The 18651-nt window shown below is 58.7% G+C and carries 17 protein-coding genes, 2 tRNA genes and 1 pseudogene; 8 read left to right on the forward strand and 12 right to left on the reverse strand.

All coding sequences use genetic code 11. The features are described from left to right. Positions 1-55: 55 nt before the first annotated feature. A complete protein-coding gene (xth, locus tag HX898_RS07025) occupies positions 56-847 on the forward strand; it encodes an exodeoxyribonuclease III (protein WP_180194289.1) in 792 nt (263 codons plus the stop codon). 45 nt (positions 848-892) lie between these two features. On the opposite strand, the gene exoR is transcribed toward xth, so the two are convergent. The 6 genes from exoR to HX898_RS07055 form a co-directional block, all read right to left on the reverse strand. After that, positions 893-1696 (reverse strand): exopolysaccharide production regulator ExoR, encoded by an 804-nt coding sequence (exoR, locus tag HX898_RS07030; RefSeq protein ID WP_138329830.1) that lies wholly within the window; start codon positions 1694-1696, stop codon positions 893-895. A gap of 19 nt (positions 1697-1715) precedes the next feature. After that, positions 1716-2186, reverse strand: coding sequence for a hypothetical protein (locus HX898_RS07035; protein ID WP_138329831.1), 471 nt, complete (start codon positions 2184-2186; stop codon positions 1716-1718). 230 nt (positions 2187-2416) lie between these two features. After that, positions 2417-3697 (reverse strand): OmpP1/FadL family transporter, encoded by a 1281-nt coding sequence (locus HX898_RS07040; protein ID WP_003538954.1) that lies wholly within the window; start codon positions 3695-3697, stop codon positions 2417-2419. A gap of 399 nt (positions 3698-4096) precedes the next feature. After that, positions 4097-6940, reverse strand: a complete 2844-nt coding sequence (locus HX898_RS07045; protein ID WP_180194290.1) for a valine--tRNA ligase — start codon at positions 6938-6940, stop codon at positions 4097-4099. A 116-nt stretch (positions 6941-7056) separates the two neighbouring features. Further along, complete coding sequence (locus HX898_RS07050; protein WP_138391126.1) at positions 7057-7932, reverse strand: DUF2497 domain-containing protein; 876 nt, start codon at positions 7930-7932, stop codon at positions 7057-7059. Positions 7933-8266: 334 nt separating this feature from the next. Continuing rightward, on the reverse strand, positions 8267-8932 hold the full coding sequence (locus tag HX898_RS07055) for a protein-L-isoaspartate O-methyltransferase (protein WP_180194291.1): 666 nt from the start codon (positions 8930-8932) through the stop codon (positions 8267-8269). A 478-nt stretch (positions 8933-9410) separates the two neighbouring features. Here HX898_RS07055 and HX898_RS07060 point away from each other — a divergent pair. Then, positions 9411-9709: pseudogene (locus HX898_RS07060) on the forward strand (hypothetical protein); the annotation flags it as partial. A gap of 74 nt (positions 9710-9783) precedes the next feature. Here HX898_RS07060 and HX898_RS07065 read toward each other — a convergent pair. After that, positions 9784-9857 (reverse strand) — tRNA-Cys (locus HX898_RS07065). Positions 9858-10119: 262 nt separating this feature from the next. Between HX898_RS07065 and HX898_RS07070 the strand changes: the two genes are divergently transcribed. Then, positions 10120-10458, forward strand: coding sequence for a KTSC domain-containing protein (locus HX898_RS07070; protein WP_003538940.1), 339 nt, complete (start codon positions 10120-10122; stop codon positions 10456-10458). Here the strand turns inward: HX898_RS07070 and HX898_RS07075 are convergent. Both HX898_RS07075 and HX898_RS07080 read right to left on the reverse strand, forming a co-directional pair. Next, positions 10455-10778, reverse strand: a complete 324-nt coding sequence (locus HX898_RS07075) for a hypothetical protein (protein WP_081250852.1) — start codon at positions 10776-10778, stop codon at positions 10455-10457. The genes HX898_RS07070 and HX898_RS07075 overlap by 4 nt on opposite strands. A gap of 97 nt (positions 10779-10875) precedes the next feature. Further along, complete coding sequence (locus tag HX898_RS07080) at positions 10876-11193, reverse strand: hypothetical protein (RefSeq protein WP_138329838.1); 318 nt, start codon at positions 11191-11193, stop codon at positions 10876-10878. 117 nt (positions 11194-11310) lie between these two features. Between HX898_RS07080 and HX898_RS07085 the strand changes: the two genes are divergently transcribed. Continuing rightward, positions 11311-11385, forward strand: a tRNA-Asn gene (locus HX898_RS07085). Between the two features lie 556 nt (positions 11386-11941). On the opposite strand, the gene HX898_RS07090 is transcribed toward HX898_RS07085, so the two are convergent. Then, the gene (locus HX898_RS07090) at positions 11942-12244 is read right to left on the reverse strand and encodes an HNH endonuclease (RefSeq protein ID WP_180194292.1); all 303 of its coding nucleotides are present in this window, start codon (positions 12242-12244) and stop codon (positions 11942-11944) included. A 636-nt stretch (positions 12245-12880) separates the two neighbouring features. On the opposite strand from HX898_RS07090, the gene HX898_RS07095 reads away from it, so the two are divergent. Together HX898_RS07095 and HX898_RS07100 are read left to right on the forward strand one after the other, a co-directional pair. Continuing rightward, complete coding sequence (locus HX898_RS07095; protein WP_246697888.1) at positions 12881-13627, forward strand: TylF/MycF family methyltransferase; 747 nt, start codon at positions 12881-12883, stop codon at positions 13625-13627. A gap of 389 nt (positions 13628-14016) precedes the next feature. Then, positions 14017-14271 (forward strand): hypothetical protein, encoded by a 255-nt coding sequence (locus HX898_RS07100; RefSeq protein WP_017991185.1) that lies wholly within the window; start codon positions 14017-14019, stop codon positions 14269-14271. Between the two features lie 364 nt (positions 14272-14635). On the opposite strand, the gene HX898_RS33145 is transcribed toward HX898_RS07100, so the two are convergent. Then, complete coding sequence (locus HX898_RS33145) at positions 14636-14815, reverse strand: hypothetical protein (protein WP_246697103.1); 180 nt, start codon at positions 14813-14815, stop codon at positions 14636-14638. A gap of 73 nt (positions 14816-14888) precedes the next feature. Beyond that, positions 14889-15254: a hypothetical protein gene (locus tag HX898_RS07105; RefSeq protein WP_180193657.1), complete on the reverse strand. Its 366-nt coding sequence runs from the start codon at positions 15252-15254 to the stop codon at positions 14889-14891. Here HX898_RS07105 and HX898_RS07110 point away from each other — a divergent pair. Further along, positions 15151-16050 (forward strand): hypothetical protein, encoded by a 900-nt coding sequence (locus HX898_RS07110; RefSeq protein ID WP_171598906.1) that lies wholly within the window; start codon positions 15151-15153, stop codon positions 16048-16050. The two genes, HX898_RS07105 and HX898_RS07110, sit on opposite strands and share 104 nt — an antisense overlap. Before the next feature lie 190 nt (positions 16051-16240). Next, complete coding sequence (locus HX898_RS07115) at positions 16241-18358, forward strand: catalase (RefSeq protein ID WP_180194293.1); 2118 nt, start codon at positions 16241-16243, stop codon at positions 18356-18358. Positions 18359-18651: the final 293 nt, after the last annotated feature.

The raw sequence follows: 18651 nt of genomic DNA on the forward strand, positions 1-18651 counted from the left end.
CCAGGCCCGCTGCACACTTCTGGGCGACATGCATTATACGGAACGGGACAGAGCCATGAAGATCGCGACCTGGAACATCAACGGCGTCAAGGCGCGCATCGACAATCTCACGCAATGGCTGAAGGATTCCGATCCGGATATCGTCTGCCTGCAGGAGATCAAGACGGTCGACGAAGGTTTCCCACGGCTGGAGATCGAGGCGCTCGGCTATCATGTCGAGACGCACGGCCAGAAGGGCTTCAATGGCGTCGCGATCCTCTCCAAGAGTTCACCTTTCGAAGTGAACCGCGGCCTGCCCGGCGATCCGCTGGACGAACAGGCGCGTTTCCTCGAAGCGGCGTTCACCCTGTCCGACTCGAGAATCCTGCGCGTCTGCTGCATCTACCTGCCCAACGGCAATCCTGTCGAAACGGAGAAATATCCCTACAAGCTCGCCTGGATGGAGCGCCTGCAGACGTTCGCCACCGAACGGCTGGCCTATGAGGAGATGCTGATCCTTGCCGGCGATTACAACGTCATCCCGGAACCGCACGACTGCTTCGATCCCAGGGTCTGGGAAAACGATGCACTGTTTCTGCCGCAGACACGGGCGGCGTTCCGCAGGCTCGAAAATCTCGGCCTGACGGATGCGGTGCGCGCAACGACGGATGCGACGCAGTTTTATTCCTTCTGGGATTATCAGGCCGGCGCCTGGCCGAAGAACAACGGCATCCGCATCGACCATCTGCTGCTGTCGCCGGAAGCTGCCGACCGGATGACGTCGGCTGCGATCGAAAAACATGTGCGAGCCTGGGAAAAGCCGTCCGACCACGTGCCTGTCATCGCCTATTTCAATTTCGCGGGCTGAGGCTTTCCGCCTGCAGCTTCACGCCTCCGAATAGACTTGGGCCGCTTAGTCGTCGGTACCGCTCGCGATGGTGTGCGACAGCGATACCGCTGTGCGGCGGTCGGCCTCGTTGGCAACCGAGAAGGCCTGCTCCTGCAGCGCTTCCATCCAGCCGCAGTCCTTGGGCTTGCAGCGATCGAGTGCTGCCGTCATCAGCGCCAGACCGCGGGCCGTCTGGCCTTCGTCGAACAGAATATTGCCGAAGACCGCCATGGCGCCGGGATGGCCGCTCTTGCGGGCCTGGTTCAGCCATTTCTTCGCCTGCTGCGGGCTGGCATTGCCGCCCTCGCCGGCCAGCATCATCTGCGCCAGTTGGAACTGCGCCTCGGGGACGCCAAAGGTGGAGGCCACCTGAAAATAAAGCTGGCGCGCCTGGCTGAGGTCGATCCTGACCGGACTGCCGGCAATGCCGTGCCTGTAGTAACTGGCGAGCGAGAGCAGCGCGTTGACGAAGAAGCCGGTATCTTCTGAGCCGGGTTCGACGCCCTGCTGGGCGATCTCGCTGTAGATCTTGAAGGCTTCGAAATCGTCCTGCGTGACACCGTCGCCATCGGCATACATATTGGCAAGCGCCCAGCGCGAGCCGGTGTGCCCCTTTTCGGCAGCGTATTTATAGGCTTCTACCGCCTCTTCCTTCTGGCCGTTCTTATAGGCCTTGAAGCCGAACTTGAAGAGATCGAACGGTCCGGATTCCTTGCTGACGCCACCTTTGATGTCGAATGCACGGCACGGACCGGACAGCGCCAGCGCTACGGCTATAGACATGCCCACCAGCATGAATTTGAACAGTTTGAACTCGGACGTCACCATTTCAACCGATTTCTTTCGCTCATCCCAGGCAGGCGGCAACGGCGCTCATGCCTTGCATCCCGCGGATGTATTTCTTCGAGGCGAGCGATCCCGCGGCGAGCTCCATGGCTCCTTTACCCGCGTCGCATCCAGCCCATTGGCCTTTTCTCAAAGGCGATATTCTCAGCCCATCCTTCAGAACCACCCGGCTCCCGGCATGGCTCGACTGCAATCTCCGTGGCACTCTTTCGGCAGGTGCGGCATCCGCCTTCCCGCCTCTATCGCATTCGTAAACAGTAAATGTGACGAAACCGGTATCGACCTTTCCGGCAAAGCCGGGCTGCTCATCTGAGCGGGTCGAAAACAGCGACAATGAACGGATCGACGACTTCATCGCGAGGCCGGATCGGCGGCCGGAACAGCCTTGTTCGGAAAGCGAAACGACCGCAATCAAACGAATGTCGCCAATCGCGCCGTACGATTTGATGTCACCGGAAAAAAATCGACCCATGCTACTATTTACACGCACCGTACGCCTGCCATCACCTCGCCCGCAAATAGCGCTGCGCCCTCTTTGTGGCGGGAAATGGACAAATCCACCCCACCACCACCATACGCCAAACGTCGTAAAAATGTGTTGCTGAATCGTCACAAAACGGGATCGGGAAATGGCATGATTAACGGGCACGAATAAAGAAGAGCCCGGCAGTGCCGGGCTCCTCAATTCTTCAAATCGGGGAATTAGAACTTGATCTTTAGGCTCGTCGACAGCGCAGCGACCAGATCGTTGTCAAAGGAGTAGGAGACATCATCTCCAAACGTGACGCCATTCTGGGTCACGACGCCGGACGAACCGCTCGTCAACACGCCCACGGCACCGGCAACGCGCCATTCGATATGTTCGGTCGGCGTGAAGGCTGCACCGAGCCCCAGCGTCCAGCTATCGGTCTGCGCGCCATAGCCCTGGCTGGTGCCGCGATCCCAGGTGAGGCTGACTGCACCTGCCCACTGTTCGTTGAATTTGTGGCCAACACCACCGGTGATCGTCCAACCGTCCTGGTAAAGAAGGTCGAGCGACGTCAGCTCCGTCGCACCGCCAGAGGTGCAGGCGACTAAGCCCTTGGTCGATTTTGGGCAGAAAGGCACGGACTGCAGGACACTCCAGTTCGTCCACTTTACCGATCCGAAGGCGAGCCAATCCGGAGCGATACCGCTTTGCAACTTAAGCTCAAGCGAATCCGGCGCTTCGGCAGAGCCGAAGACATCCGTGACCCTTCCATAAGGAGCGCCATTCAGCGGTGCAAATGGTGCAGTCACCTGCGTCAGATCCACCGTACCGGTCAAATTGTCGTATTTTACGCGGCTGTTATAGACGAGGCTCGCTCGCATTGCATATTCCGGAATCTCGTAGGCGAGACCGGCGCGCCAACCCCAGCCACTATCTTCGAGATCGAGGCGGCCGACGCCGTTGCCCGTACCGACGAGAAGCGGAACGGTTGAAACCAGACGTTCCTTGAAGCCTTCGACTTCCTGATAGAAAGCGCCGCCGATGAAGCGAAGCTGCCCAGGGCCGACATCAAAACGATAGGAGCAGGTGCCGCCATAGTTGCGGGTTTTGATCTCTGTCTCAATGTTATTGTTGGCACCGGCCCAGTTCAGACCGGGGTCGGTATGCCCGCCGAAGGGCTCTGAATAATCGACCAGGCAGTCGATTGCATCGCCAAAACCAGCCTTAAAGCCAATATAAGGGATGGTGTAATTTGAGGTATCGTCAGCGGTGTTTGGACGGCTGTTCAGATTGCCACCGCCTGGAGATGTCGACGTATCCGTGTCACGGACGTCCTTCAGCTTGCGCTGCGGCGTGACGTAGGTAACGCCCGACTGAAACGAAAAAGGCGACGTATCGAACAGCTGATCGATGTTATAGCCGCCACGCTCCAGACCGCCAGCGAAAGACGGCGATGCAAGCGACGAAAAAAGAACGAGCGACGTTACGCCCTTGGAAAACCTACGCGATGCCATTGTGTCTCCCCCACTCCAGCAATTGATGTCACGCCACTCTAGTAAGTGTTTGCTCGACATGGCAACGCGCCCCACGGCAGCGCTCCCAGGCATTGCAGCGGCAAACTTACGTAAAGAAATTGACGGACACGTCAAAAAATCTGGTTAATAAAATTATATTCCAGAGTTATCGGGTTTCGGATGGGCTTTTGGGTTTTCATTCCAAACATTGCGGAAGCTGTATCAATCCGACAACAGTCGCAGTTTTCGCCAACTGGCTGCCCGTCCAGCCACAATCCACAGGTTCAGCGCCTGAAACCGCCGCTTTCAGGTCCGAATCATGCCCGCCCAAAACGACAAAAAGACGCGCCCGCAGCGGGCGCGTCTTTGAAACAACTTACCAAAATGGGCCAATGAAACTTACCCGGCTTCGCTCACCCTGGAAAGAGCGATCCTCAGGCTTGCGATCTGACCCTTGAGTTCATCGAGACGATCGCGCTCGGCCTCCACCACTTCGGGATTGGCATTGGCGACGAACTTCTCGTTGGAGAGCTTGCCGTCGATGCGGGAGATCTCGCCCTCCATCTTGGCAATCGCTTTTTCCAGACGAGCCTTTTCGGCGGAAAGGTCGATCAGCTTGCCGAGCGGCAGGCAGATGGTGGCCTCGGCGATGACGATCTGAGCGGCACCCTTCGGCGCATCGTCAGCCAGCGATATCGCCTCAACGCGCGCAAGCCGCTTGATGGCGGCGTCGTGGCGGAACAGCCGTTCACGCGTCAGGTTGTTGGCCTTGACGACGACGAGCGGGGCCGTCGCCGATGGCGGCACGTTCATCTCAGCACGCACCGAGCGGATGCCGGAAACCAGGTCGATCAGCCAGTTGATCTCGTCAGCGGCCCCGTCATCGGCATAGGACGGCGCTGGCCATTCGGCGTGGCAGACCAATCTGTCGCGCTCTTTGCCTTCACCTGCCGTATGGGCCCAAAGCTCTTCGGTCATGAACGGCATGAAGGGATGCAGCAGCTTGTAGATCTCTTCGAGAATATAGGCGCTGCAGGCCTGGGCTTCGGCCTTGGCGCCCTCGTCCTCACCATTGAAGACCGGCTTCAACAGTTCGAGATACCAGTCGCAGACCTCGTTCCAGACGAAGCGGTAGAGCGCGCCGGCAGCATCGTTGAAGCGGAAGGCTTCGAGTGCTTCCGTTACGTCACGTTCCGTACGGGCAAGTTCCGTCAGGATCCAGCGATTGATGGTGAGCTCGGCGGCCTCCGGCACGAAATGCGGGTCGCTTTTCGCGCCGTTCATCTCGGCGAAGCGTGTGGCGTTCCAGAGCTTGGTGCCGAAATTACGGTAGCCGGCGATGCGGGCCGGATCAAGCTTCACGTCGCGGCCCTGCGCCGCCATGATCGCCAGGGTGAACCGCAGCGCGTCGGCGCCGTATTCGTCGATCAGTTCCAAGGGATCGATGACGTTGCCCTTCGACTTCGACATCTTCTGCCCATTCTTGTCGCGCACCAGCGCGTGGACATAGACGGTCTGGAAGGGCTCGACGGGTTCGCCGTCCTCATCCTTCATAAGGTGCAGGCCCATCATCATCATGCGGGCAACCCAGAAGAAGATGATATCGAAGCCGGTGACGAGAACGTTGGTCGGGTAATAACGCGCCAGTTCGGGCGTCTCGTCCGGCCAGCCGAGCGTCGAGAAAGGCCAGAGTGCTGAGGAGAACCACGTGTCGAGCACGTCCTCGTCACGCGTCAGTATCTCGCCCGGCTTGAAGTTTTCAAGCAGGTCCTCGACATAGGCCTTCATCGGCCCCTCATGCGAAAGGTAATGCTGGATCGCCGCCTGCAGCGCCTCTTCCTCGGTCTTTTCGACGAAGACCTGGCCGTCCGGGCCGTACCAGGCGGGGATCTGGTGACCCCACCAGAGCTGACGGGAGATACACCAGGGCTGGATGTTTTCCATCCATTCGTAATAGGTCTTGTCCCAGCTCTTAGGCACCATCCTGGTGCGACCTTCGCGGACCGAGGCGATCGCCGGTTCGGCGAGCGTCTTGGCATCCACATACCACTGTTCGGTCAGCCGCGGCTCGATCGGCACGCCGCCGCGGTCGCCGTGCGGAACCATGTGCTTGTGCGGCTCGATCTTGTCGACGAGGCCCGCCTCTTCGAAAATCTCGACGATGACCTTGCGCGCATAGAAGCGGTCCTGCCCTTCCAGGCGGTCCCAGGCGCCGTGCAGCGCCGCTGGATTGTCGAGACCTTCAAGAAAGTCCTCATTGTCCTTGATGGTGATCGTGCCGTCGCCGTTCATAATATTGATGACGCGAAGACCTGCGCGCTTGCCGACGTCGAAGTCGTTGAAATCGTGCGCGGGCGTTATCTTCACCGCGCCGGTGCCGGCAGCCGGATCGGCATAATCGTCAGCAACGATCGGAATTCTGCGGCCGACGATCGGCAGAATGACATGCTTACCTACAATGCCCTGATAGCGTTCGTCCTTCGGATTGACGGCAACACCGGTATCGCCCAGCATGGTCTCCGGTCGTGTCGTTGCGACGACCACATAATCGCGCGTCTCGAATTCGGTCGGCTTGCCTTCCTCATCGAATGCAATCGGGTATTGGTAGGTTACGCCCTTTTCCAGCGGATAGCGCAGGTGCCAGAGATTGCCCTTGACCTCGTGCTGCTCGACTTCGATATCGGAAATCGCCGTCAGCAGCTTCGGATCCCAATTGACCAGACGCTTGTCCTTGTAGATCAGCCCTTCCTTGTAGAGCGTGACGAAAACCTCGAGCACGGCCTTCGAGAGGCCTTCGTCCATGGTGAAACGTTCGCGCGACCAGTCGCATGACGCACCAAGACGCTTCAGCTGGTTGAAGATCAGGCCGCCCGATTCGGCCTTCCACTCCCAAATCTTGTCGATGAAGGCTTCGCGGCCCATGTCGCGGCGGCCCGGCAGCTGCTGTTCCATCAGCTTGCGCTCGACGACCATCTGCGTGGCGATGCCGGCGTGGTCCATGCCCGGCTGCCAGAGCACGTCCTTGCCGCGCATGCGCTCGAAGCGCACCAGGATGTCCTGCAGCGTGTTGTTCAGCGCGTGGCCCATGTGCAGCGAACCGGTGACATTCGGCGGCGGGATCACGATGGTGAAGGTCTCGGCCCCGGCTTTGGCATTTGCGCCGGCGCGGAAAGCGTCCGCCTCATCCCATATCGCGGCGATTTTCGGTTCGACGGCAGCGGAATCATAGGTCTTGTCGAGCATTTTCTGACCAATTTCGAGGTTCGAGGATGGCCGTTTGTAAATAGGATGGTCACGGCCAAGTCAATAAAAAAGCCGCCCCGGAGACCGGAGCGGCTTTTCAGGAAAAAGCAATCCGATCAGCGGCGCGGGCCGCGCGCCACGCGCTCGATTTCCTCGCGCACCAACCGCTCGACCAGTGTCGGCAGATTATCATCAAGCCACTCACGCAGCATCGGGCGCAGCATGTCCTCTGCGATCTCGTCCAGCGAGCGGCGCTCGGCACCGTCGATCGCGGCGGCGAGCTCCTCGAAGGAGCGGCTGATCTGCAGGCCGGCGCCCTCCGAAAGCAGCGTCGGCTGGACCTCATCCATAACGCTCGGCAGGAAACGCTCGGTCGACGACTGAGTGGGTTCCATAGCCGGCAGCGCTGTTTCGACGGCAGGCGCAGGCTCGGCGACGGCAACCCTTTGCGTTTCCGTGAACACCGGCTCAGCCGGCTGCTGGATCGCAACATGCCGGATGGACGCTGCGGCATCCGGGAAAACAGGCTGTGCCGGCTGCGGCTGGGGTTGCGGTGCCGCGGCGCGCGGCGGTTCCGGCATTACGGCCGGTTGCGGTTCGGGCTGACGGAAGCCGCTCGGAATTTCGCGCAGGGCCTGACCGGCCTGCACGGCGCTGCGCTCGGAGGCGGCGCGCACGCGGGCGGCGACATCGGCAAGCGACAGAGCGCGGGCCGGAACTTCTGCTTCGGGGGCGGTGCCGGCCGAATTGGCGGCGACGAAACGCGGATCGGAGGAGCGCATGACCGGTTCGGGGAATTCCACGCCGGCATATGTATCGTCGACCGTCAGATGAATTTCGGAGCCATTGTCATCCTCGTCGGCGCCGTAGACCGGCGGCAGGGATGCGGAAATCGCCTTGCCGGCGCCGGGCTCATTGCTTTCGATGATCTGGCGGATGGAGGCCAGAATTTCTTCCATGGACGGTTCACGCGCTACACTTGGCTGAGCCATTTCTATCCCCGTTATCCCAAAACAACGACCGGATGGTGTGGAGCATTCATCCGAATCACCACGACCTTAGAATACCCCAGGCGTGAAAAAAATCATCGCGAATCAAATGAATGCGGCCATGCACAGTTTTGTTACCTGATGTTAGCCACGCGCAAAGCCTGTTGCGATTTTGCGGCGGAAACATCCCATGAAACCGAAGTTGAAGCGCATAACATCCGTCCGAGCCGCCGTGGCGGCGTCAGCGTAGATGATGTTTGTGAAGGCTTTCCAGCGGCGTTGAAAAAAAACGGGCGCCGATGGCGCCCGTTGCTGAATGTCATCGACACGAACGATGTCAGAAAACGAATTCACGCGCCTTGGCGAAACCTGGCAGCGGCTTGACCGAGGCATTAAAGAAGACATTTTCCGAAATGGCGCCGCGCTCGGCGACGAAGACCTTGGCGCGGGCGGCGTTGCCGTAACCTTCGACGGTGATCAGACGGCCACCATCGCGCAATTGACCGAGAAGGGCCGCCGGAACCTCTTCGACTGCGCCGTTGATGAAGATCAGATCATAGGGAGCACCGGCAGCGTAGCCCTGTTCGAGCGGGCCGGTCACGACCTCGACCTTGGCGTAGCCGGCAAGCTGCGCCTTCGCTTCAGTGGCCAGCGTCTCGTCGCATTCGAGCGCGATGACGGAGCCGGCAATGATCGACAAGAGCGCCGAGGTGTAACCCGTGCCGCAGCCAACCTCGAGCACAAAGTCGTCCTTGGTGATCGCGGCCAGCTGCAGCAGCTTGGCAAGCGGCGACGCTTCCATCAGGAAGCGGGCCGGCTTTCCCGGTGCGGCTGCGAAGATCTCGACGTCGTTGTCGATATAAGCCAGCAGCTTCGCCTTCTCCGGCACGAAAGCCTCACGGGGCACCGTGAGAAACGCCGTCAGCACGGAATGCGAGGTAACGTCCGTCGTGCGAACCTGGGTATCGACCATCTTTACGCGCGCTGCTTCGAAATCCATCATGTCCTCTCGCTCTTGAAAAGCGGTTCCTGTCCCTCGTCTCTTAATCCCCGCCACGGATGCTTTCAAGGCTTGGCAGGCGCCGGTGAAAAGAATCCGGCAGGCGCCTCTTCCGCGCCACAGGGGCAGCACGGACGCTGCAACTCCAGCGTGGAATCGTTTAGCCCTTCATGTTATGATCTGCAGCGGAGGAAATAGGAGGAGCAGGCGATGTCTGCGATTTTCGAGTATTTCACGCTGTTCGATTTCTTCATCGTCGCAGCACTCGTCGGCATATTCTGCTGCGGGCTGCTGGACGGCGAAACGACTTGGAAGCGTTAAAGCGTCTAAACGCGCTTAGAGATACCCTGCTTGGCGCTGGCGGCAATGATGCCCGGCGCATGTCTGGCATGCGTTCGTTTCCTTTGAAATCCAGCCCCGACAGCCGCACGCGCATTAACGTTACGTCAACCATTTTGTTGCAGCGCCCTCGCCTTCCGCTATGGGTGTGCGCATGCAAATCTTCCTGATCCAATCGCGCGGTATAGAAGTGCTGCACTACAATGCCGATGCCCGCCTGCTGCTGATCAAATATAGCAGCGGCGACATTCGCAGCTTCACCCGCATTTCGCCGCAAGGCATGCGGCGGCTGCTCGGCGCCGGTCCCGACATCGATGAGCGGGCCGAATTGAGCGATCTGCAAATCAGGCGCAAATCCGCAAAGGCGGCCTGAAGGCACTTTACCGCCTGACGGGAATCAATCCGCCACAGTTCGATTTTTCGCCCGGCCAGCAGGTCTGGTGGCATCGCAAATGCCAATGCCGTACCACTGAGCCATCAGCGTTTCACACAGATTATGTCATGTGGAAGATGTTTGGAGGCCTCGCCCGGAATTGAACCGGGGTACAAGGATTTGCAGTCCTCTGCGTCACCACTCCGCCACGAGGCCTCACGCGCTCGTTATCTGAGCCGTGGCGAGCGTTTAGAATGATCGTAAGGAAATCGCAAGGGGGCATTTCGGAAAAACGCTATTCCGCGGTTGTCGAAACGACCATTTTTCCATCCCGAAACGGAGCGGGCGCGGGCTGGAATTTCCGCGGCCGTGACGATGCCCCATTTCCTGCCAATGATGGCATTTGAAACAAATTCTTGCCTTGACTTCGATCACCGTCCGGGACTCAATTACCCACGGGAGGGTATAGGAGCTTGCGATGGATTGGGCTGCCCTCAAATCGAAGCGCGTGCGTGCAGCATACGACGCCGAAACCCGGGATCTGCATGTAAAATTCCCTGGTTCTCCGCCGGTGAAACATGCGGATATTCCGCCGCACGTCCACCAGAACCTGCTGGAAACGGACGATCCATACTTCTATTACCAGTACTATATAGCGCCGTCTCGCGTATCACCGGGCCCTCGACAACCGGCCTCCGTGGCGTCCTACGCAGTGAAGCTCGTCCTTCTCCTTGCCGCCTGCAGCCTGCTGATGACGACCGGCCTCGATCCGGACCATGGCGGAACTTTCGAGGAAAGCGAACTCAGATCCAACTAGACGCGAATTTGCAGCCCAATCTCAGGGCCTGCGACAAGGCGGCTGGTTCCCGCGTCGAAATTATCGCTCCTGTTCTGAGAACGGTAGCGCCGATTGTCCCGCTCGCGGTCGTTCCTCCCATCGCGCTCATTCCGGCCGTTGAAATTGCGATAGTTTCGAGGCCCGTTGTAGCTGCCGCCTTGACCGTGGTCGACCACGCAGCCTTCAGGACGGCGACAGATGCCGCGAGCGTCAAAACCGCCGCTGTCTACTTGGGCCTCGGCGGAAACACCTGAGAGAAGTGCCGCTGCCGACAGGACGACAACAAAAGATACCTTCATTTCCTCACCTGGACCATTGTGACGCAATTTTGCGTTTTACATTCCATAAACCACGAATGCGAAAAGCGATCCACGGGTTCCACACCGTCCCTGCCCATCAGCCAGCCGGGTTTCTCCGCCTGTGCCACCAGACCGCCAGCCGCCGGCGAAGCCGGCGCGCGAACGGCAGATCGTGCGAGAGCACGAGGAAGCCGAGCGGCAGCATCCAGAAGCCGAGGATGGGCAGGAAACCCAACACGCCGCAGAAAATGAGAGCCATGCCGAGTGCCATCCGCGCGATGCGCGAACGCGGCATGCCGATGCTGAAAGAGCCGAGCACAAGCCTGCCGCTTGCATGATCGATGCCGAAGCGCACCGCCCGTGCCTTGCGCTTCTCGCCGCCTCTTGTCTCCTGACGATCATTCACATTTGTCATTCCCCAGAGATGGGCGCAGGCATCCCAAATACAAGTTCATTTCATTTTTTTGAAAAAACCGCTTGGCAAATCGGGAAAGCGTTTGTATTAGCCCACTCACACCGCGCCAAGCAGTGATCCCTGGTAGCTCAGCGGTAGAGCATTCGACTGTTAATCGACAGGTCGCCGGTTCGAATCCGGCCCGGGGAGCCATTTTAAGAAATAAGTGCCTGTTTTTGTTGAGAAATCCGAAAGCAGGTACTTACTTCCCCACTTTCCCTCCCCACTTTTGGCGGCCTGTGAATAACTTATTCTCTGGCCGCTAGCGCTACTCTAGTCCCAGGTGGCGAATGGGTTGAGACCGTCTATTCGTATTTCAAAGCAGCCGCCGAAAAGCCACCCGGTGGGATCCGGTGATTACATGCCGCCTCTTCTCTCAGCTAAGCGCCGCAATTTGATGGGTAAATTGGAAGACTGCAAAATCCAGGACGCGCTTTACCGACGTCAATCAGTATACCTTTGTCCCGAGTGCGATCGCTATGTCCGGTCGTACAGTAGCGACAGCGGATCGCCCAGGTTTAAGCATATGACCACATCGCCGCGGTGTAGCTTTTCTGGTGGCTCTCGTCGGAAGTGCTAGGCCGGAAATATGAAAAACCGCCGGCTGGTGAGGCCGACGGCGCACTTGTGGTGGCGTGGTAATTAGTGGCGGTCAGCCGCATCATGCGGCGACAACGGCAGACCGCGTATCGGCCAAGGGCGGACCGATCTATAAATCCTTGCAGCCGCCAATGAGCTCCCAGAACTCGCCGCGGCGATAAGTCTTGAACATCAGCCAATCCATTCCGGATCCGCGCATTCCGTTGCACTCGCGGCAAGCAGCCGCCATGTTGTCGCGTCGCGTCCAGCCCCTGTGGCGATTTGTCATTGGATGCTCGAGCGTTGCGGCGTCTGGTCGGTTCTGATCCTTGCCGCGAGGCAGGATGACCATGAGGCGGTCGCAGTAACAACAGCGCCCGCCCTGCTTGTTGAATAGCTCAAGAACGAAAGCTCGCTTCACTCCGGTCTTCATATGGATTCCCGCAGGCGGTGAGACAGCTTCCTTCGACCGTGCGGAACGGGCGGCCAGCCATGTCACCAGTTATAAGTTGGATGTAGCATATCTCTCTGCCGAACATCGACCGGGGGCCAATTCACAGGAAGAGCGAAACAACAGACCCCCAATTGGAGGATGAATGGCCGCGCCGATGCAATCAAACGGGTAGTGATAGCCCCGCTACGTAGCCGAAAAGCGGTCTAAGCCGGGTCAATTGGCCGTTGAGGGAAACCTACTAAGGGTCTATAAAGCTTTTCGATAGGTCGTTGCAGAACGCCGGTTTCGTACAGTCATCGGAAGGCTCTGAAATTAGAGGCTCCCGAAACGCCGCGCGCAGCAGATGACGGTCAATCTTTTTCCGAAATGGATGTAAGACCGCACCCCCCTCCTCGTAGCTTACTTTGTCCTGATGAACCGCTGAGTTATCCGTCAACGCTTTGAAGGTATGCGAGTGAGGACCAGAGATGATCGTATCATGAAAACAGATCAGCTTTGCCAACGAGGAGTACATCGATGAGAAGGGCAAGACACGATTCCCCCGCCAAGGGGAGTCGTAGGGAGTTCAGTAAGGCTTCGCCGAGGCGGACGCTGTTGCGGGTAGATGTGGGCGTTATGAAAGCAGTAGATAGAGTTGCGCGTGGGGCGCGTTGGCGCCTCAACGCGCTTTTGGAACGCGCCCGTCGGACTGCCTACCCGAGGACCGTTCGACAGGCTTGGTCAAGGGTGCGCGCCGAATACCTTTCTTACACGACTGATCCTCAACTTCATCAATTGCTTGAGGTAGTGCGTCGTACCGCCCCGAGCGGAGCGTTGATCATTGAGGCAGGTTGCGCGCGCGGCGGTTCAGCAATTCTCATGTGTTCCGCCAAGTCGCCTCAGCGCGCTATGCGCGTGTACGACCTGTTCGAGATGCTCCCTCCGCCTTCGGAGCACGATGGCGACGACATGAAAGCTCGGTACGCTGAAATCAAAGGCGGCGAAGCCGTCGGCCTTGGAGGCGAGCAATACTATCTCTATGATGATGACCTGATGGCGACGGTGACGAACAACTTCGCTAGGTTTGGTTATCCCGTCGAGTCCAACAACGTCCAACTGATAAAGGGTAAGGTGCAAGACACGCTTACAGTCGCCGAGCCGGTCGCTTTGGCCAATATCGATGTTGATTGGTACGAGCCTGTCAGCGCCTGTCTAGAGCGGGTTATGCCTCATCTCATCGTCGGCGGCGCTGTCGCACTTCGCGCCTATTCGGACTGGTCTGGGTGCCGAAAGGCGGCAGACGATTACTTCTCTCGCGCAGGACGGGAGGGACTGGACTTTGACCTCTCGGCTGGACACATGCTTGTGACCCGAACGCACTGAACCTTCTCCGTCCAAGAAGACATTTTTGGTGTCCAAGAGGGCGTGCGCCGGTTTGTCACCTGGTAGTGCCGCAAGACGGGCAACTAGGTCGCCCATACCTAGCCCTAAATCAGCATCCCCTAATCCTTGCGAAAATTCACGAGGCGCATAAATTCAATCTATCAGATGGCTTTTGCTGGTGACCACGGATGTACTGGCACCGTGCTGACGCAATCAAAGAAGGGTCGGCGCGAGCATTCGCCCGACCCTTTCTTTTTATCTAGGACCATCCCTGCCCGGGTCGCCATCCGCGCGCACATCGCCGTCAAGCCGTCAGCCTAGTCATGCGCTTTTACGATCGGTAGACAACCGCTGGCCAACCAACCGGCGCCGGTGTAAAGCAAAACGTCATGGCGCTAGATCCCGAAAAAGCATTTTTAGATTACAGTGCGGCGGACTGCAGCGTGCAGTTCTGGACCGCCAACGCACCGGCGGTGCAATTCACCTCTTTGGAAGCCGCCGTCAGGTTCGCAAAAGACCATGGCGGCAGGTGGGAAGAGATTGAGATAACAGTCCATCTGCCGCGCGAGGACATCGCGTTCGCCACCGGAAAAGTGCATCAGCTCATTGACGCTCTGCCGGGTGACCTCCGGAAGAAACGGTAATGAAGTGGGTTGGCAGCCAATAGAACCGGCCGGCGCGCGCCTAGGAACGACACTCCTCCCGGCGCGGTCGGTTGGAGATATGGGCAAGGTGAGCCAGAGCTACCGTCGATTGCGATCGTAACACCTACTGTCGCCACAGCACCTAGGTAGGGTCACGGCCATGGCTCTCAGTATGGCGATAGGAATCGGAATAGGCGCCGCAGTCGGCCCGATGCTGTTCGATGAGACCGCGATCGGCATCACGTTCGGTGTCGCGATCGGCGCTGCCGTCGGGGTTGTCATCAAACGGATGACCGCTTATGGAGCGCCCGCCCGACGCTCCTCCACGATCCCGCTTCTTGTACGGGCAAAGAGACGGCCACCTTTAATAGCTGCACGAACGGCCGTCGCCGGGTCGGAATCCATCGGCGCAGGCCGGGTTCATTGAATCTCCCGGCTGATATCCCGATGCCGAGCCATACGAATTCGGCGGCGTCGAGCATGCCGAGGTCACGGCGGCAAGACTGATTGCTCCGGCTGTTACAAATGCCCGAAATTTGTTCATCGATTCCTCTCCAGTTTAGACCGTGACCGTGTGACGAGAGCTTCTGCTCTCTCCCCCAAGATCACCTTGTCTCTCAAGATATGGCGTTCTCTTCGCCGGACGTCAGCTCCGAGCGCGCAAGATTCTTATCGATCTCGATCAGCTCCGCATGAAGATCGTCGATGACCAAGCCGGCCGGGAACAAAGACCTTGGTTCAAAGTTGAGTGGCATCAACCACGTAACGTCAGTTTCTGACAGGAGGTCTTTCATGGGTCGCGGTATTCTTCTTTGGCTGCTTGGTGTTCCACTGCCGATCATCATCCTTCTCGCCCTGTTTATGCGATAGGAACAGATCATGTCGGTTTCAATGACAGGTTCCGGAGAGATTGCTACTCCGGTCGAATCTTCCAAATCCGCCATGTCATGGGGGCCCATCTTCGGAGGGGCTGCTGCTGCCATCGGAGTGACCCTCATTCTTTTGCTGCTGGGATCCGGGGTTGGCTTGACGATGGTATCGCCCTGGTCGGGGCAAAGTAGTTCACTCGGCACGGTCGGGGTGACGGCGGCGATCTGGCTCGTTGTCGTCCAATGGCTCTCCTCCGGGCTCGGAGGCTATATCACCGGCCGGCTGCGCACCAAGTGGGCGGCTGTCCACACTGATGAGGTGTTCTTCCGCGACACCGCGCATGGCTTCATCAGCTGGGCGCTGGCGACAATCTTCGTCGCCGGATTTCTCGCCTCGTCGCTGACCTCGCTTGCCGGTGCTGGCGCACAAGCCGTCGGTTCGGCGGCCAGCGCCGCAGGTACGGCAGCAGCGTCATCGGCGGCATCGACCGCGGATCTGCCTACCGCCTATTTTACCGACGCTTTGCTGCGTCCTGAACAGGCCCGTACAGGAGCAACATCCGATGCTGCTGCTGCAACGGCCGAGGTCTCCCGCATCCTCCTCAACGGTGCGGCCGCCGGCCAGATCCCGGATGATGACAAGGCCTATCTTGCCACCATCGTCTCTGCTCGCACCGGTCTTTCCGAAGCCGATGCACGCACCCGCGTCGACACTGTGCTGAAGCGCATCGACGACGCCAAGGTCGCCGCCCAGAAAGCCGCCGATGAAGCACGCAAGGCTGCCTCGACGACGGCCTTGCTTGGCTCGTTGTCACTTCTGATCGGGGCTTTCATCGCTGCTGCGGCCGCAGCTTTTGGCGGATCGCAACGCGACGAAGAGGAAGATCTCATCGTTACCTCCCGGGTCTAAGATCGACGGAAATCGGGGCGCAGGGTCGAAAGGCCACGCGCCCCATTTATGTTGGCCACGGGTCTCCAGTGGTCGACTATCGGCCTCCCCCAGGCGGCCTCTTGTCCAAGTTGCGATTTATTTCACAGCGAGCGGAACATGTGGCCGTTGGGGAGCTTCGGTTAGGTAAAACCCTTTCCGGAGAATATAGATGGCCAAGAACACATCCAAAACCTCGCCCTCCGACAATGCAACGGTCCACGATCAGAAGCTGCACCGCGGTGCAGGTGGTGAGCTTCATCAGTTCGCCGAAGACGGGATGCCGGTGCTGACTACAGCGCAAGGCGGCCCCGTTTCCGACGATCAGAATACGCTTCGCATCGGCGCGCGCGGCCCTGCCCTCATCGATGACTTCAATTTCCGCGAGAAAATCTTTCATTTCGATCACGAGCGCATCCCGGAGCGGGTCGTGCATGCGCGCGGTTACGGCGCCCATGGTTACTTCGAAACATACGAATCGCTGGCCGCCTATACCCGAGCCGATCTTTTCCAGCGGCCCGGCGAAAAGACGCCAGCCTTCGTCCGGTTTTCGACCGTTGCCGGCAGCAAGGGTTCCTTCGATCTGGCGCGCGACGTGCGCGGTTTTGCAGTGAAGATCTATACGCAGCAGGGGAATTGGGATCTCGTCGGCAACAATATCCCAGTCTTCTTCATTCAGGATGCGATCAAGTTTCCCGACGTCGTCCATTCGGTAAAGCCGGAGCCCGACAGGCAATTTCCGCAGGCGCAGTCGGCGCATGACAATTTCTGGGATTTCATCACCCTTACGCCCGAAAGCATGCACATGGTCATGTGGGTGATGTCGGACCGCGCCATTCCGCGATCGTTCCGTTTCATGGAGGGTTTTGGCGTTCATACCTTCCGCTTCGTCAACGCAGCGGATGAATCGACCTTCGTCAAATTCCATTGGAAACCGAAACTCGGCCTGCAGTCTGTCGCCTGGAACGAGGCAGTCAAGATCAATGGTGCGGATCCGGATTTCCATCGCCGCGACCTCTGGCAGTCGATCCAGTCGGGAAACTTTCCGGAATGGGAGCTTTGTGTACAGCTTTTCGATCAGAACTTCGCCGACACGTTCGACTTCGACATCCTCGATCCGACGAAGATCATTCCCGAGGAGATCCTTCCGGTCAAACCGATCGGCCGTCTCGTGCTCGACCGAATGCCCGAAAACTTTTTTGCAGAGACCGAGCAGGTCGCCTTCATGACGCAGAACGTTCCCCCCGGCATCGACTTCAGCAACGATCCACTGCTGCAGGGACGGAATTTCTCCTATCTCGACACGCAGCTGAAACGTCTGGGCGGTCCGAATTTCACGCATCTGCCGATCAACGCGCCTAAGTGTCCCTTCCACAATTTCCAGCAGGATGGCCATATGGCGATGCGCAATCCTGTCGGACGCGTCAATTACCAGCCGAATTCCTGGAATCAGGGGCCGCGGGAATCGCCGGTTCAGGGCTATCGGCACTTCCCGGCCGAGGAGCAGGGTCCCAAGGTTCGGCTGCGGCCGGAAAGTTTTGCCGATCACTACAGCCAGGCCCGACAATTCTACATCAGCCAGACTCCGCCGGAGCAACGTCATATCGCTGCAGCGTTGATCTTCGAACTGAGCAAGGTTGAAACGCCGGTCATTCGTGAGCGTATGGTCTCGCATCTCTTGAACATCGACGAGACGCTGGCCAGCAAGGTCGGCCACGCCCTCGGCTTCAAATCGATGCCGAAGCCTGCCGATGCCGCTATGCCGACGCGGCAGGATCTCGAGCCGTCGCCGGCGCTCAGCATCATAGAGCGCGGTCCGAAGCGGTTCGAAGGACGCAAGCTCGGCATTCTTGTCAGCGATGGCACCGATGCCGCTATCTTCAAGGCGCTGCTTGCCGAAATCACCGAGCAGAAGGCAACATTCGAAGTGATCGCGCCAAAGATCGGCGGCGTGACGCTCTCGGACGGCAATTGGATCGAGGCGCATCAGATGATCGACGGCGGACCTTCGGTGCTTTACGACGCCGTCGCCCTCCTCCCCTCGGCCGAGGGAACCGGCGATCTGCTGAAGGAGGCCACGGCCCGCGATTTCGTGGCGGATGCCTTCGTGCACTGCAAGTTCATCGGCTATGTGGAAACAGCGCTGCCGCTGATGCAGAAGGCCGGAATTGCCGATTCACTGGATGAGGGCGTGATTGCGCTCGGAGCGGCGAATGATGTCACGGCTTTTATCATGGCGCTTGGCAAACTGCGGGTCTGGGGCCGGGAGCCATCGGTCAAATTGAATTGACTGGCTCGTCGCCATTTCCGCGAGCGAATAGCTAATCTTCAGAATAAAACCCGCAGAAACGCGGGTTTTATGTTCGTTTACGGCGCCCTACTTATTGAGCTAGGTGATGGAATCTTCTCCGTTTTACGATCTCGGACTTCGCCATCTTATCGCCTCGGCATCTTTCTTCTCAGCCGCAATCCAGTGGTTTCCTGCCTTGCTCGATCGGATCAATTCGTCGACGCCCATCCGTTTGCACCATCGAAAAACATTGTGCACTGCAGCAACCTTTTCGTAGACTGACGCGTTTAGTT

It is taken from the genome of Rhizobium sp. WYCCWR 11128, assembly GCF_013416305.1.
Lineage (GTDB): Bacteria > Pseudomonadota > Alphaproteobacteria > Rhizobiales > Rhizobiaceae > Rhizobium > Rhizobium indicum.